Genomic DNA, 14,909 nt, shown 5'->3' with positions numbered 1-14,909 from the left:
CCCGCGCGGGGACGGCCGCCACCCCCTTTCTCTGCTTGAATGATCGGATGCTGCGGACCTTTCCGGCCGGCTTCCTCTGGGGCACCGCCAGCGCCGGCCACCAGATCGAGGGCGACAACACCACCAGCGACACCTGGTTCGCCGAGCGGGTGACACCGACGGTGTTCCAGGAGCCGTCCGGCCAGGCCTGCGACGGCTACCGGCTCTGGCGCGAGGACGTCGATCTCGCCGCCGGGCTGGGCGTCTCGGCCTACCGCTTCTCGGTGGAGTGGTCCCGGGTCGAGCCGGCCGAGGGAGAGTTCTCAGCCGACGCGCTCGTCCACTACGGGGCCATCGCCGACCGGTGCGCCGAGCACGGCATGGCCGCGGTGGTGACGTTCAACCACATGACGTCGCCGCACTGGTTCGCCGCCCGCGGCGGCTGGCTCGACCCCGAGGCGCCTTCGTACTTTGCTCGTTACTGCGATCGGGTCATGGCCGCGTTCGGTGACCGGATCGCCATCGCGGTCACGCTGAACGAGCCGAACCTGCCCAGCCTGCTGAGCTGGCTCGCCATCCCCGACGTCGTGCACGACCTGGAACGCGCCACCCTCGAAGCCGCGGCCGCCGCCGCCGGCGTCCCGCGTTACCGGCTGACCAACGTCATCCTCCCGGAGGACATGGACGCGATGGGCGACGGCATGACCGCCGGCCACCGCGCCGCCCGCGCCGCGATCAAGGCCCGCCGCCCCGACCTGCCGGTCGGCTTCTCCCTGGCCGTCGTCGACGACCAGGTGATCGGCGACGACCCGGCGGTGCGCGACCGCAAACGCGCCGAGGTGTACGCGAGGTGGCTCGACCTGGCCCGCGAGGACGACTACATCGGCGTGCAGAACTACGAGCGGCTCTACTACGACGCCAAGGGCGAGGTCGACGAGTCCGGCGCCCCGGCCGGCGCGGCCCCGCTGTCCAGCGTGGACCCGCGCTCACTGGGCGAGGCGGTCCGCTACGCCCACGCCGCCACCGGCGTCCCGGTCCTGGTGACCGAGCACGGCTTCAACACCGAGGACGACACCCGCCGCGTCGAGTTCATCGAGGCGTCCCTGGCCGGCCTGGCCCAGGCCGTCCACGACGGCGTCCCGGTCCGCGGCTACTTCCACTGGACCCTGATGGACAACTTCGAGTGGGTCTTCGGCTACGGCCCGAAACTGGGCCTGCATGCGGTCGACCGGAAGACCTTCGCCCGCACGCCGAAGCCCAGCGCCGCCGCCTTCGCGGCAATCGCCCGCGCGAACGGCGTGTGACCGGCCGGTCATCTTCAGGGGCGGGGGAACTGCACGCTCGGCTTGTCGCGCATGTAGTCGGCCACCGTGTTCCAGACCGCTGGGTTGACCGTGCCGTGGTCCATGTGCTGGGTGGTCTGCGGCCAGTCGGTGTCGGCGAGGTAGCCGGCCACCACGATTGTGGTGGTGCCGAGGATCAGGGCGGCGGTCTTGGAGCTGTCGGTGGTGCCGGTCTTGCCGAAGACCGGGTGGCCCACGACGCCGCGTGACTGCGGCGCGGTGCCGCCCCCGCCGCAGCTGCCGGTCTGGGCCGCGTCGCCGACCGGGCAGCGGGCCGCGTCGACGGCCTGGCGGGCCACCTCGGTCGTGACCACCTGCTTGCAGCTGGACGCGCCGACGTCGATCTTCCCGCCGTCCTGGTCGAGGATCTGGTTGATCGGCGTCGGCGTGCAGTACTGGCCGTCGGCGGCCAGCGTGGCGTACGCGTTGGCCAGGTCCAGCGGGGTCGACTCGGAGACGCCCAGGGTGAACGCGCCCCACTGCTCGGCGTTGCCCGGCTCGGCCAGCAGCGCGTCGCCGGACGAGCGGAACTGGATGCCGAAGTCCCGCGCCGTCTGGACCACGTTCTGTGCGCCGACCTGCTCCTCCAGCGGCACGAAGTACGTGTTCACCGAGTGCCCGAACGCCGACCACATGTTGTAGGTGCCGGCCTCGCTCTCACCCGCGTTGCCCGGGCAGTAGAAGTGTGTGCCGGGGCAGGCGGCCGGGCTGTTCGACTGGACGATGTAATGCGTCTTCGCCAGCTTCTCCGCCTTGATCGTCTTGGTCAGCGGGATGCCCTGCTTCAACGCGGTGACCATGGTGAACATCTTGAAGGTCGAGCCGGCCTGATAACCGTCGACGTCGCTGATGATCGGGTTGGTGGTGTTGGGGTAGGTGCCCTTGAGGTGCTTGGCGGCCTTCTTCGGGTCGGACGAGATGTGGTTGTTCGACTCGTCCAGGCTGTAGGTGCGGTTCGCCGCGAGGGCCAGCACCTGGCCGGTGCCGGGCTGCACCGCGGCCAGCATCAGGGCGTCCTTATTCTTCTTCGAGATCTGCTGGTCGATCCGCTTGTAGGCGGCCGCGGTGGCATCGAGGTCCATGCTCGTGACGATGCGGTAGCCGCCGTCGTTGAGCCGCCGCTGCCGGTCGTAGGTGGTCGAGCCGAACGCCTCCTGCTTCAGCCACCAACGGGTGAAGTAGTCGCAGAAGAAGCCCCACTGGTTCTTGCTGACCGACGTGCAGCCGTTGCCGACCTTCTTGACCGTGCGCGGGATCTTCTCCTTCAGCGCGGCCTGCTCCTGCGCCGGGGTGATCGCGCCGGTGGTCACCATGCCGTCGAGCACGTACTTGCGGCGGTCGACCGCCTGCGGGTAACCCGTCGCGGTGGCCGGGTTGAAGCTGGTCGGCGCCTTCACCAGGCCGGTCAGTAGGGCCGCCTCGGCGACGTCCAGGTCCTTCGGGTTCTTGTTGAAGTAGATCTGGCTGGCCGCGTAGATGCCGTACGCGCCGTTGCCGAACGGGGCGATGTTCAGGTAACGCTCGAGGATCTGCTTCTTGCTGAGCTGCTTCTCGAGCTGCAACGCGTACTTCATCTCGGTGATCTTGCGTTTCGGGGTGTCCTGCGACGCGGCGACGACGTCCTTCGGGTCGGTCGCCGAATACTCCAGCGACAGCCGGATGTACTGCATGGTGAGGGTGGACGCGCCCTGCTTGCTGCCGCCGCTCGAGTCGCTGACCAGCGCCCGCAGCGTGCCCTTGAGGTCGACGCCGTTGTGGTGGTAGAAGTTGCGGTCCTCGGCGGCGACGATCGCGTTCTGCACGTTGACCGAGATCTGCGCCAGCGGCACGTCGCTGCGGAACTCGTCGTACATGACCGCTATCTGCGTCTTGCCGTCGGAGGCGTAGATCCGGGTGATCTGCGGCGAACTGAAGTCGGTCAGCCGGCTCGGCAACGCGTCGTACGCACTCTGGCCGGCCTTGACCGTCAGGCCGGACAGCGCCGCCGCGGGAAACGCCGCGCCCGCCAGCACCACGCCGGTCAGCAGGCCGCAGAGCAGCAGGCCGGCCGAGTTGGCGAAGATGTTGTGGTCGCGCGGGCGGAACCAGGATTTCACCCCGGCAGGCTAAGCGACGAAAACCAGAACTTCCTGTGGGGTGCCCTGATTCGACCGTCATCTTGCCGATGTCGCCCGGCCGGGGGAGGGCCGGGCGACGGACGGAGGAGGGGCCTGTTCAGTCGGTCACGTTCAGCGGGGCCGCGGTGCGCGGGACCACCAGCAGGGAGATGACGGCCAGGGCGGCGGCGACCGCGGCCAGCACGGACAGGGCCGGCTGCAGGTCGCCGGTGGCGCCCTTGAATGCGGCCACCAGCAGCGGCGACGCGAACTCGCCGACGAACAGGAAGCCGGTCCACAGGCCGGTGCCGCGGCCGCGCTGCTCGAAGCGCAGCCGGTTGGTCGCCCAGGTCAGCAGGACCGGCAGGAGCAGGCCGGTGCCGGCGCCGGTCACCATGGCGCCGATCGTCACCAGCGGCACGCCGGGGGCGACGCCGACCACGAGCAAGCCGACCGCGGCCAGGCCGAACGCGATCGGCAGCAGGGTGCGCGGGCGCCGGCCGGAGAGACGGGCGAACGACGCCGAGCCGGCCGCGGTGGCCAGCGACATCGCGGCGCTGACGCCGCCGATCGCGGCGCTCGAGGTGACGCCCAGGTCGTCGAGGACGAAGGACAGCTGGACGATCAGGGCGTAGAAGACGACGCCGCCGAAGAGCGTGATCAGGCTCGGGGTCAACAGCTCCCGCCAGGGCAGCGGCGGCAGCTTCTCGGTGCGGCGGCCGGCGGCGGGCTGCCACAACATCTTCGCCATCGGTACGGCGAGTAGCAGTGCCACGGCGTACACCCAGAAGGGGGTGCGCCAGCCGGCGGCGCCGAGCGCTCCGCCCAGCGCGAGGAAAACCGTGGCCGCGATGGTTGCGGCAAGGGTTTGCAGGCCGAGGTAGCGGCTGCGCTTCGGGCCGGACCAGTAGTCGGCGATCAGGGTGGTGCAGCAGGTCATGATGGCGGCCTCGCACAGGCCGACGACGGCGCGGCTGGCGATGATCGGGCCGAGCGAGCTGAGGTAGAGCGGCGCGGTGCCGGCGACGGCGTAGACGATCAGCGCGGCGATCAGCAGGCGTTTGCGGTCGAGGGCGTCGATGACGACCCCGGCGAACGGCGCGGTCAGGCCGACGATCAGCGCGGGCACGGTGAGCACGATCGGCACGAGCACGTCGGCGCCGGACACGCCGGCGAAATGGTCTTCCATCTTCGGCAGCACGGGTGCGATCAGCACGGCGCCGAGCACGGCCAGGCAGCTGCCGGCCAGCAACAGGGCCAGCTGAGCCGGCCCGGCCTCGCGGACCGGTGCCGTGGGCGGGGTGTCGAGCTGTGACGACATGGTGGGGTGGCCCTTCGACGGTGGAGACCCAGGTCACACCGGACTATCGGGGCCGTGCGCGGTCATCCGGAAGACGGCATTCGGCTATGGCGGCCATCACTGCGGCTTATGGCGGAGCTCCTGGCCGACCGTTTCGAGCACGCTGCGCAGCCAGGTGTGGGCCGGGTCGTTGCGGTAGATCGGGTGCCACCAGAACGCCTCGGCCAGCGGGACCACGTCGAACGGGCACGGCAGGATGCGTACGCCGGCCGGGCCGGCCAGCCTTCGGGCCAGGCGCTCCTGCAGCAGCGCGACCCGGCGGGTGCCGGCCACCAGGAACGGCATCGGCAGGAAGCCGTCGGCGACCACCTCGACCCGGGGTTCGATGCCGAGCAGCCGCAGTTGCTGGGTGGCCGGCGCGAACGCGGTGCGCAGGTTGTAGAGCACCACCCACGGCAGCGTGGCCAGGTGTTCGAGGGTCAGCGTGTCGCCGACGTCAGGGTTGTCCGGCGACACGATGCAGACCCACCGATCCTCGTAGAGGTCGAGGCAGGGGAAGTCGGTCAGAAAGCCGTGCGGGAGCAGCAGGCCGTCGGCGCTGCGCAGGGTGTCGGGGGCATGGTCCACGGTGTACGGCGTGGTCTGCTGCAACCGTAGCCGCACCCCCGGCGCCGCCGCTCCCAGCCGCCGCGCGAGCAGCGGCCCGACCTCGGTGGCGGCGTAGTCCGAGGTGATGATGGTGAATTCCCGCTCGACCGTGGTCGGGTCGAACGCGGGGGTCACGTCGAACACCCGGCGCACCCCGGCCAGCGCCGGCCCGGTCAGCGCGAGCAACTGCCCGGCGAGCGGCGTCAGCTCGTAGCGGTTGCCGGCCCGGGTCAGCAGCTGGTCACCGAAGTGGCGGCGCAGCCGGGCGAGGGCGGCGCTCACCGCCGGCTGGCTGACACCGAGGGCCTCGGCCGAGCGGGTCACGTTCCGCTCGCGGAGCAGCGCATCCAGGGTGACCAGCAGATTGAGATCCAGGTTGGCGAGTATCCGGTCGCTCGGCACGGCCGGAAGTATAAGCACGGCTGATGGCCCGCATCAGTAGTTAGCCCTTTCCTGATGGCCGGACGGCCCGGGACAGTGGTGGCAGTCACATCCCGGCAACAGAGGGGTAATGATCGTGCCAGCCGTACGAAATGTTCTCGTGGTCGGTGGCGGGGCTGCGGGCGCCGCCGTCGCAACGCTGCTCGCCGAGGGCGGGGTCGCGGTCGACCTGATCGACATCAAGCCCGACATCAGCGCCCTCGGTTCCGGGATCACCCTGCAGGGCAACGCCCTGCGAATCCTGCGTCAGCTCGGCGTGTGGGACGAGATCAGCGAGCAGGGGTACGCGTTCGACACGCTCGGCCTGCGCGCGCCCGACCCGAACGGCACGCTCGTCGCCGAGCTGAACGACATCCGCACCGGTGGCCCGGACCTGCCGGCGACGCTCGGGATGTACCGCCCCGACCTGGCCCGGATCATGGTGGCGCGGGCCGAGGCGGCCGGCGTGAAGGTCCGCTTCGGCACCACCTACACGGCGCTGGACCAGGACTCGACCGGCGTCTCGGTCACCTTCGCGGACGGTACGGCGGGGGAGTACGACCTGGTCGTCGGGGCCGACGGGATCCGCTCGTGGACCCGGCGCACGCTCGGCATCCCGCTCGAGACCGTGAACGTCGGGATGGGCATCTGGCGGGCCTTCACCTCGCGGCCGGACAGCGTGACCCGCACCGACCTCTACTACGGCGGGCCCTCGTACATCGCCGGCTACTGCCCCACCGGCGAGGACACCCTCTACGCCTACCTGGTCGAGGACGCCCAGGACCGCAGCACGCTGACGCCGGAGGAGTCGCTGGCCGTCATGCGGCGGCTCGCCGAGGCGTACCACGGGCCGTGGGACGACATCCGCGAGACGCTGACCGACCCGTCCCGGATCAACTACACGTGGTTCGAGAGTCACGTGCTCGACGGCCCCTGGAATCGGGGCCGGGTGGTGCTGATCGGCGACGCCGCGCACGCCTGCCCGCCCACCCTGGCTCAGGGCGCCGCTCAGGCCTTCGAGGACGCGTCCGTCCTGGCCGAGCTGCTGCTGCGGGAGTCGGCGCTCAGCGACGACCTGTGGCAGGAGTTCACCGGCCGCCGTCTGGAACGCGCTAAAACCGTTGTAGAAGGCTCGCTCCAGCTTTGTCGATGGCTGCTCGCTCACGAGCGCGGCGACGTGCCCGGCCTGATGGGCCGCATCTCCCACCTGCTGATGAACCCCGCTTAGAGGATCCGCCATGAACGAGCGACTGATCACCCACCTGCGACACGTCGACCTGGCCGTGCCGGACTACGACAAGCAGTTGGAGTTCTACACCACCATGTGGGGGCTGACCCCCTCGGTGACCGACGAGGGCATCGCGTTCCTCGCCGCGGCCGGCTCGCCCGAGCAGTACTCGGTGCGGCTGCGCCAAGCCGCCGAGAAGCGGCTCGACCTGATCGCCTTCGGCGCCGCCACCCCGGCCGACGTCGACGCTCTCGCCGAACGGCTCGGCGCCGACGGAGTCAAGCTGGTCGGCGAGCCGGGCAAGATGCAGACTCCGGGCGGCGGTTACGGTTTCCGGTTCTTCGACTGCGACGGCCGTACGGTCGAGGTGTCCGCCGATGTCGAAGTGCGGCAGCACCGCCGGGTCGAGGAGGGCGAGGCCGTCCCGGTCAAGCTCTCGCACGTGGTGATCAACTCGCCGAACCCGGAGCAGACGGTCGCCTTCTACGAGAAGCACCTGGCGTTCGCGCTGTCCGACACCCTGATGCACCCGCGGATGGGCTCGATGATGTGGTTCCTGCGCACCAACCGCTGGCACCACAGCCTCGCCATCGCCCGCGGCCCGCACGTGGCGCTGCACCACGCGTCGTTCGAGATGCGCGGCATCGACGAATACATGCGCGGCACCGGCCGGCTGCTGCGCGGCGGCGTCGAGAAGGTGTGGGGGCCGGGACGGCACATGGCCGGCAACAACACGTTCTCCTACTTCCTCGACCCGCACGGCAACACGATCGAGTACACCACCGAGCTGGAGCAGCTCGACGAGGACAGCTGGCACCCGCACCTCTACGACTTCAGTGACCCGATGGTGTCCGACCAGTGGGGCACCGCGAACCCGATGACCGAGTTCGTGGCCAAGCAGTCGTTCAACGACCCCGACCGCGGCATCTTCGTCGCTCCTCCGGTCTGATGCGGATCGCCACCTTCCGGCACGGCTCGGCGACGGCGGCCGGCGTCGTGCGCGATGACGTCGTGCAGCCGTTCGCCGACGGGCTCACCGCCCGCCAGGTCGTGGAGCGCGGGACGGCCGAGTCGCTGGCGCTGCTCCCCGGCGTGCCGCTGGCGGAGGTGCGGTTGCTCGCGCCGCTGCGGCCGGCGTCGATCCGCGACTTCGTCGCGTTCGAGGAGCACGTCGCGGGGGTCCGGCGCAGCATCGACGGCCGCGGCGGTGTGCCCGATGCCTGGTACGACGCCCCGACCTTCTACTTCACCAACCCGCACACGCTCAGCGGCCCGGACGCGTCGGTGGCGTTCCCGGCGTCGTCGGTGGCGCGCGACTTCGAGCTGGAGGTCGCGGCGATCGTCGGGCCGGACCAGAAGATCTTCGGCTACACGATCTTCAACGACTGGTCGGCCCGCGATCTGCAGAGCCGGGAGATGCAGGTCAACCTGGGCCCGGCCAAGGGCAAGGACTTCGCGAGCAGCCTCGGGCCGTGGATCGTCACCGCCGACGAGCTGGAGATCTATAAGGATGCCGACGGCTTTCTGGAACTCGAGTGCACGGCGTCGGTGAACGGCGCCGAGGTCGGCCGGGATCTGCTGTCCCACATGGGCTGGACGTTCGAAACGATGATCGCGTACGCCGCCCGGGACAGCCGGGTCGTCGCCGGTGACGTGCTCGGCTCCGGCACGGTCGGCCACGGCGGCTGCCTCGCCGAGCTGTGGGGCCGCTCCGGCAAGCAGGAACCGCCCCCGTTGCGCGACAACGACGTGGTCACCCTCACCGTGCAGGGCATCGGGAGCCTCACCAACCGGGTCACCTCGGCGCCGCCCGCGGCGCCCGTCCCGCCCGTCCGCCGCCGCGCCAACACCGAAAGGTAGAGCCGATGTTCGAGTATTTTCCCGGCAACTACGTCTGGAACCTCAGCGTGGTGGCCGCGCTGAACAGCGGCGGGCTGATCGACGAGGTGGACCGGGCGTGCCGGCCCATTCGCGAACTCGCCGCCCAGGGTTCCGACGTCGGCACCAGGCAGCTGATGGCGTCGTTCACCGCCGTGGTAGATGACCTGGAGCAGCAAGCCAGAACTGCTGCTGAGAAAGGGCATAACAATGCCGCCGGTCAGATGTACTTCCGGGCCACGAACTACCTGACCCAGGCCGAGCGGATGCAGAGCGCCCACGACCCCGGTCGCAGGGCCATCTACCAGCGCTGTCTCGACCTCATGCAGAAGACGTTCGACCTGATCGACCCCGAGACCACCCGGGTCGCGATCCCGTTCGAGGGCACGACGCTCCCGGCCTACTTCAAGTCGGCCGGCCCCGGCGCACCCTGCGTGATCATGTTCAACGGTCTCGACTCGACCAAGGAACACATGTATGTGTCGAGCTTCCCGCACGAGCTGGCCGCCCGCGGCATCTCCACGCTGATGGTCGACTGCCCCGGGAGCGGCGAGGCGCTGCGCTTCGGCGGCCTCACGGCCCGGGTGGAGAGCGAGGACTGGGCCGCCGCCTGCGTCGACTACCTGCTCGCCCGCGGCGACGTCGACGCGGCCCGGATCGGGCTGGTCGGCTGGTCGCTGGGCGGCTACTACGCGCCCCGGGCCGCCGCCTTCGAGAAGCGCCTGGCCCTCTGCGTCGCCTGGGGCGCCAACCACAACTGGGGCGAGGTGCAGCTGCGACGCCTCGAGCGCGAGGGCGAGAACCCGGTGCCGCACTACTGGGACCACGTGATGTGGGTGTGGGGCGAGACCGACCTCGACACGTTCCTCAAGAAAGCCGCGAACGTGCACCTGGACGGCGCCGTCGAGAACATCACCGTGCCGTTCCTGATCGCGCACGGCGAGAACGACCGGCAGATCCCCCTGAAGTACGCCCACCGCTCCTATCAGCAGGCGGTCAACAGCCCGCGGCGGGAGTTGCGCGTCTTCACCCCGGCGGAGGGCGGCGCCGAGCACATCGGCCTCGACCACCTGCCGCACGTGAGCGTCTTCATCGCCGACTGGATCGCCGACACGTTCGGGACGCAGGCATGATCGACCGTACCGATCCGGAGGGCGCGATCGCCGCCGCCGCCAAACGATGCAACAACTGGGGCCGGTGGGGCGCGGACGACGTACACGGCACCATGAATTTCCTGACCGACGCCAAGCGGGTGGAAGCCGCCGGGCTGATCCGCCGCGGGGTGTCCTTCTCGCTCGCGCAGTCCTTCGACATGGACGGGCCGCAGAAGGGCTGGCGGCGCCGCACCAACCCGGTGCACACCATGCTCGACACCGGCACCGACGCGGCGGCCGGCATCCAGGGCTTCCCGCACGGCCTCGGCGGCGCCGACGACGTGATCGCCATGCCGCTGCAGTGCTCGACCCAGTGGGACGGGCTCGGGCACATCTTCGACCACGGCTACGCCTGGAACGGCCGCAAGGCCGCCGAGACCGTGACCAGCCTCGGCGACGGATTCACCGGCATCGAGACGGTGGCCGGCGTGATCGCCGGACGCGGGGTGCTGCTCGACGTCGGCCGGGCGTTCGGCGCCGACGGCGAGCTGCCCGACGGGTTCGCCATCACCGCCGATCACCTGGCCGAGACGATCGCCCGGCAGGGGCCGTCGTCGCAGGTGGGGACGGGCGACATCGTGCTCGTCCGGACCGGGCAGTTGGCGCGGTGCCGGCGCGAGGGCTGGGGCGACTACGCCGGCGGCGCGGCGCCCGGCCTGTCCTTCACCACCGCGGACTGGCTGCACACCACCGAGATCGCCGCCATCGCCACCGACACCTGGGGTTTCGAGGTGCGGCCCAACGAGTTCGACGTCGCGTTCCAGCCGCTGCACCAGGTCGCGATCCCGAACATCGGCCTGTTCCTCGGCGAGATGTGGGACCCGGACGCGCTCGCCGCCGACTGCGCCGAGGACGGCATCTACGACTTCTGGCTGACCGCCGCGCCGCTGCCGATCACCGGGGCGGTCGGCTCGCCGATCAACCCCCTGGCGGTCAAATGAGCGCGCAACCTGTGTGCGTGCTGAGAGGGTGACCCACTTCTCAGCGATCAAGTTTGCTCACTGAGCAATTTCGGGCCGATGCTGGAGGTCGGACCAGAGGCGGTCCCGCCCGACGGAGGTGCCCGATGAAGCAGACCCGGCTGCACCTCCCGGCCTGGTGGACCGGGCGATCCCCGGCCCGGCGCGCGATCCGCGAGGTCGCGTTCGTGGCGGTGCTGTTCCTCGCGTACAAACTGGGTCGTCTCCTGGTCGAAGGCCACGTCGGCGAGTCGTTCGCCAACGCGCAGACCGTCTGGGATTTCGAGCGCCTGATCCACCTGCCCAGCGAGGCGTCCCTGCAGGCCGCCGTGGTCGGGCACACCTGGCTGATCCGCGCCGCGAACTGCTTCTACGCGTACGTCCATTTCCCGGCGACCGCCGCCGCCCTGATCTGGCTCTACCTGCGCCGCCCCGAGATCTACCTGTGGTTCCGCCGCTCGCTGGCGTCCCTGACCGCCCTCGCCCTGGTTACGCACGCCCTGTTCCCGCTGGCCCCGCCGCGGATGCTGGCGATCGCCGGCTTGATCGACACCGGCAAGGTCTACGGCCCATCGGTGTACGGGTCACCGACCACCGACACCCTCAGCAACCAGTACGCCGCCATGCCGTCCCTGCACGTCGGCTGGGCCCTGGCGGTGGCGATCGCGCTGATCGCCGCGAGCCGCTCCCGCTGGCGCTGGCTGTGGCTGGCCCACCCGATCACCACGCTGCTGGTGGTGGTCGTGACCGGCAACCACTACTGGCTCGACGCGATCGCCGCGGTCGCCCTCCTGTCCCTGGTCCTGGCCGTGATCACCCCGCTGTCCTCGGCCACGGCGGCCGCCACCCCACCGGTGCCGGCGCCACGTGCCCCATCCCGGCCCGCGCCCGTCCCCGAGCCGGTGCTGGCGCTCGCCGGGCACCCGCTGCTGTCCCCGTGCGCTCAGCTGGCGGTCCTGGTCCCGGGCGCCTCGCTGACCGCCTTCCTCCCCGAGCTCCTGGACCGGCCACCGGCGCCGGCCATCCCGCGGCAGCGAGCGATCCCGGTGGAGACCTCGCCCGCCCTGAGCGCCCGGATCCTGCGGTCCACGCCGCGGCCGGCCGAGCCGGACTGCGTGCCGTCGAAACGGCTCGAGGGCGAGGCGCTGAGCCGCCCGCCGGCTTCCCCGGCCACCAACCGCCCCGGCCCCAGCGCACCACGTTCCCGCACCGCGCCCCACCGCTGACCGGGCGGAACCACAAGTTCAGCGTTCGTGAACCGCCTTGCCGTCCACGAAGGTCAGGGCCACCTCGGCGTCGCCGATCTCGGCCGCCGGCGCGGCGAAGATGTCGCGGTCCAGCACGACGAGATCGGCCCGGAAGCCCGGCCGGATGCGGCCGGTGTCGTCCAGGTGATTCACGAACGCCGACCCCGAGGTGTACGCCGCCAGCGCCGTCCCCAGCTCCAGCGCCTGCGCCGGCAGGAACGCCTCGTACTCCTCCCGGTGGTGCGCCCGGTTGACCGCCACGTGAATGCCCTGCAGCGGATCGGGCGTGCTCACCGGCCAGTCGCTGCCGCCGGCCAGCCGCGCCCCGGCCCGGTGCAGGTCACCGAACGGATATTGCCACCCGGCGAGCGCCGGCTCCAGGAACGGGATGGTGAGCTCGTCCATCTGCGGCTCGTGCGACGCCCAGTAGGGCTGCATGTTCGCCACCGCGCCGAGCCGCGCGAACCGCGGCACATCCTGCGGATGCACCACCTGCAGATGCGCCAGATGCGGCCGGGTGTCACTCGGCCCGTTGGCCCGCCGGGCCGCCTCGACCGCGTCGAGCGCATTGCGCACCGCCTGGTCACCCAGGGCGTGGAAGTGCGGCTGAAAACCAAGGGCATCAAGCTTGCTGACGTACGCCGGGAGCAGCTCCGGATCGATGAAGGACAACCCGCGGTTGGCCGTCGCGCAGCCGCAGGAATCACGGTAGGGCTCGGTCATCGCCGCCGTGAAGTTCTCCGCGATCCCGTCGAGCATCAGCTTGACCGAACCGCAGCGCAGCCGCCCGACGGTGAGCTTCTCCCGCTTGGCAACCAGCTCGTCGACCTGCTCCGCGCCCTGGTCGCGGTCCCACCAGAGGGCCCCGACGACGGTCGCGGTGAGCGTGCCGGTGCCGGCCGCCTGAAGGTAAGCGTCGGAGATGTCGTCGTAGCCGTTGGTCGCGCACACCATGGCGTCCTGCCAGGCCGTGATGCCGAGGGCGTGCAGCAGTTGTTGCGCCCGCATCAGCCCGGAGTAGCGCTCCGCGGCCGTGGTGGCCGGCACCGTGACCAGGTCCATAGCGCCCTCCTGCAGCGCCCCGACCGGCTCGCCGTCCGCGTCCCGGTCGATCCGCCCGCTGGCCGGGTCGGGCGTGTCCCGGGTGATGCCGGCCAGCTCGAGGGCGCGGCTGTTGACCCAGGCGGCGTGGTGGTCGCGGTTCATCAGGTAGACCGGCCGGTCCCCGACGACCCGGTCGATCAGATCCTTGCGGGGCACGCCGCCGTCGAAGCTCTCCATCGACCAGCCGCCGCCGACGATCCACTCGGCCTCCGGATGCTCGGCCGCGAACTCGCCGATCCGGCGCAGGTATTCGTCGACCTCCGTGGTGCCGGTCAGGTCGCACTGTCCGAGCTCGACCCCGCCCATCACCGCGTGGATGTGCGCGTCCTGGAAACCGGGGAGCAGCAGGCGCCCCCGGAGGTCGACGATGTCGGTGCCGGGGCCGACCAGATCGCGCACGTCCCCGACGCCGACGATGCGCCCGGCCTGGACCGCCACCGAATCGGCGCTCAGCTCGCTGCCGGTGAACACCGATCCACCGTGAAACACAAGGTCAGCATGCATGAGTCCGCACTCCGTCCGTCGGGGGCTTTAACCTCAGCATCGTCGCCATGCGCCGTCAACTCCGTTGACATAAGATGACCCGATGGCTGCTGAACGACTCGGCGCGCAGCGGCGGCGCCGGCCCACCCGGTCGGGCACCGTGCTCAGCCACGACGTGATCGTGGCGACCGCGATCCGCCTGATCGACCTGCACGGCGCCGACGGCCTCAGCGTGCGCCGGCTCGGCACCGCGCTGGGCGCGGACCCGTCGGCGCTCTACCGCTACTTCAAAGGCACCGACGATCTCGTACGGGCGGTGGCCGACGAACTGATCGGCCGGGCTCTGACCGGATTCGTGCCGGGGGAGGAGTGGCGGGCGGCGCTCACCGAGATGGGCCGGCGGGTCTACGCGGCCTGTCTGGCCCGGCCACGCACCGCGGTGCTGACCGCGGCGCGGGTGACCGGGCGGGCCCACGAGATCGGCACGGTCGAGGTCGGGCTCGGCATTCTGCGCCGCGCCGGCTTCGGCGACGACGAGGCGGCTCGCAACTATCACGCCTTCATCGACCTCACCCTGGGCTACGCGATGCTCGACGCCGCTGCGGTGGCCGGTTCGGCAGACACACGGGCCTGGGCGGAGGTCTACGCAGAGTTGCCGGCCGCTACGCATCCGAACATCGCGGCCTGCGCGGCCGAGCTCGAGCGGTCGATGTCGGGGTCCGCATATGCCGTTGCGCAGGGGTTTTTCCTGGATGGACTCACTCTGGAGTTGGAACGCGGGAAAAAGTAGGGGGGCCGATTTGGCGCTCCGGGAAGCACGCTGTAATGTTCTACGAGCCGCCAGGGAGACGGGCGAGCGAGCGGAAAACTTCGGTTCGACGCAGCGGCCGTCCTGGAGGACCCCGAGGAATTGCCACGGTGAAACACCGTGTAATGTTCTGCGGGTCGAACGAAAGCCCCGAGGGCGGTTTAACACGGGTGCGGTTGTTCTTTGAGAACTCAACAGGGTGCTAGATAAGCCAGTGCCAAAAGTTTTATCCCTGGCCAAGCTTTAGGGTTTGGCTGGAATT

General features: G+C 70.4%; 12 protein-coding genes. 8 read left to right on the top strand and 4 right to left on the bottom strand.

Going from position 1 to position 14,909, the window contains the following annotated elements; genetic code table 11:
• Positions 1-47 precede the first annotated feature (47 nt).
• Entirely contained in the window at positions 48-1,283 is a 1,236-nt protein-coding gene (locus AB0E90_RS48485) for a family 1 glycosylhydrolase (protein WP_360420048.1), read from the top strand.
• A gap of 14 nt (positions 1,284-1,297) precedes the next feature.
• Here the strand turns inward: AB0E90_RS48485 and AB0E90_RS48480 are convergent, their stop codons facing one another.
• The 3 genes from AB0E90_RS48480 to AB0E90_RS48470 form a co-directional block, all read right to left on the bottom strand.
• Positions 1,298-3,418, bottom strand: a complete 2,121-nt coding sequence (locus AB0E90_RS48480) for a transglycosylase domain-containing protein (protein WP_360420045.1) — start codon at positions 3,416-3,418, stop codon at positions 1,298-1,300.
• A 118-nt stretch (positions 3,419-3,536) separates the two neighbouring features.
• A complete protein-coding gene (locus AB0E90_RS48475; RefSeq protein WP_360420042.1) occupies positions 3,537-4,739 on the bottom strand; it encodes an MFS transporter in 1,203 nt (400 codons plus the stop codon).
• Between the two features lie 96 nt (positions 4,740-4,835).
• Positions 4,836-5,768, bottom strand: coding sequence for a LysR family transcriptional regulator (locus AB0E90_RS48470; RefSeq protein WP_360420040.1), 933 nt, complete (start codon positions 5,766-5,768; stop codon positions 4,836-4,838).
• Between the two features lie 115 nt (positions 5,769-5,883).
• Here AB0E90_RS48470 and AB0E90_RS48465 point away from each other — a divergent pair, with 115 nt between their 5' ends.
• The 6 genes from AB0E90_RS48465 (at position 5,884) to AB0E90_RS48440 (ending at position 12,231) form a co-directional block, all read left to right on the top strand.
• Positions 5,884-7,014, top strand: coding sequence for an FAD-dependent monooxygenase (locus tag AB0E90_RS48465; RefSeq protein WP_360420037.1), 1,131 nt, complete (start codon positions 5,884-5,886; stop codon positions 7,012-7,014).
• Positions 7,015-7,024: 10 nt separating this feature from the next.
• Positions 7,025-7,963, top strand: a complete 939-nt coding sequence (locus AB0E90_RS48460; protein ID WP_360420034.1) for a VOC family protein — start codon at positions 7,025-7,027, stop codon at positions 7,961-7,963.
• Positions 7,963-8,874 (top strand): fumarylacetoacetate hydrolase family protein, encoded by a 912-nt coding sequence (locus AB0E90_RS48455; RefSeq protein ID WP_360420031.1) that lies wholly within the window; start codon positions 7,963-7,965, stop codon positions 8,872-8,874. Before AB0E90_RS48460 ends, AB0E90_RS48455 begins: the two co-directional genes overlap by 1 nt.
• Before the next feature lie 5 nt (positions 8,875-8,879).
• Entirely contained in the window at positions 8,880-10,025 is a 1,146-nt protein-coding gene (locus AB0E90_RS48450; protein ID WP_360420029.1) for an alpha/beta fold hydrolase, read from the top strand.
• Positions 10,022-10,987 carry a cyclase family protein gene (locus AB0E90_RS48445; protein WP_360420026.1) on the top strand — a complete coding sequence of 322 codons (966 nt, stop codon included), beginning with the start codon at positions 10,022-10,024 and terminating at the stop codon, positions 10,985-10,987. The genes AB0E90_RS48450 and AB0E90_RS48445 overlap by 4 nt, the downstream gene beginning before the upstream one ends.
• Before the next feature lie 125 nt (positions 10,988-11,112).
• The gene (locus AB0E90_RS48440) at positions 11,113-12,231 is read left to right on the top strand and encodes a phosphatase PAP2 family protein (protein ID WP_360420024.1); all 1,119 of its coding nucleotides are present in this window, start codon (positions 11,113-11,115) and stop codon (positions 12,229-12,231) included.
• An 18-nt stretch (positions 12,232-12,249) separates the two neighbouring features.
• On the opposite strand, the gene AB0E90_RS48435 is transcribed toward AB0E90_RS48440, so the two are convergent.
• A complete protein-coding gene (locus AB0E90_RS48435) occupies positions 12,250-13,827 on the bottom strand; it encodes an amidohydrolase family protein (RefSeq protein ID WP_360420022.1) in 1,578 nt (525 codons plus the stop codon).
• A gap of 115 nt (positions 13,828-13,942) precedes the next feature.
• Between AB0E90_RS48435 and AB0E90_RS48430 the strand changes: the two genes are divergently transcribed.
• The gene (locus tag AB0E90_RS48430; RefSeq protein ID WP_360420020.1) at positions 13,943-14,629 is read left to right on the top strand and encodes a TetR/AcrR family transcriptional regulator; all 687 of its coding nucleotides are present in this window, start codon (positions 13,943-13,945) and stop codon (positions 14,627-14,629) included.
• Positions 14,630-14,909 lie beyond the last annotated feature (280 nt).

Source organism: Actinoplanes sp. NPDC026619 (genome assembly GCF_040638295.1).
GTDB lineage: Bacteria > Actinomycetota > Actinomycetes > Mycobacteriales > Micromonosporaceae > Actinoplanes.
Note: the sequence above shows the minus strand (reverse complement) of the source record. Positions and strands in the feature narration are given on the sequence as shown.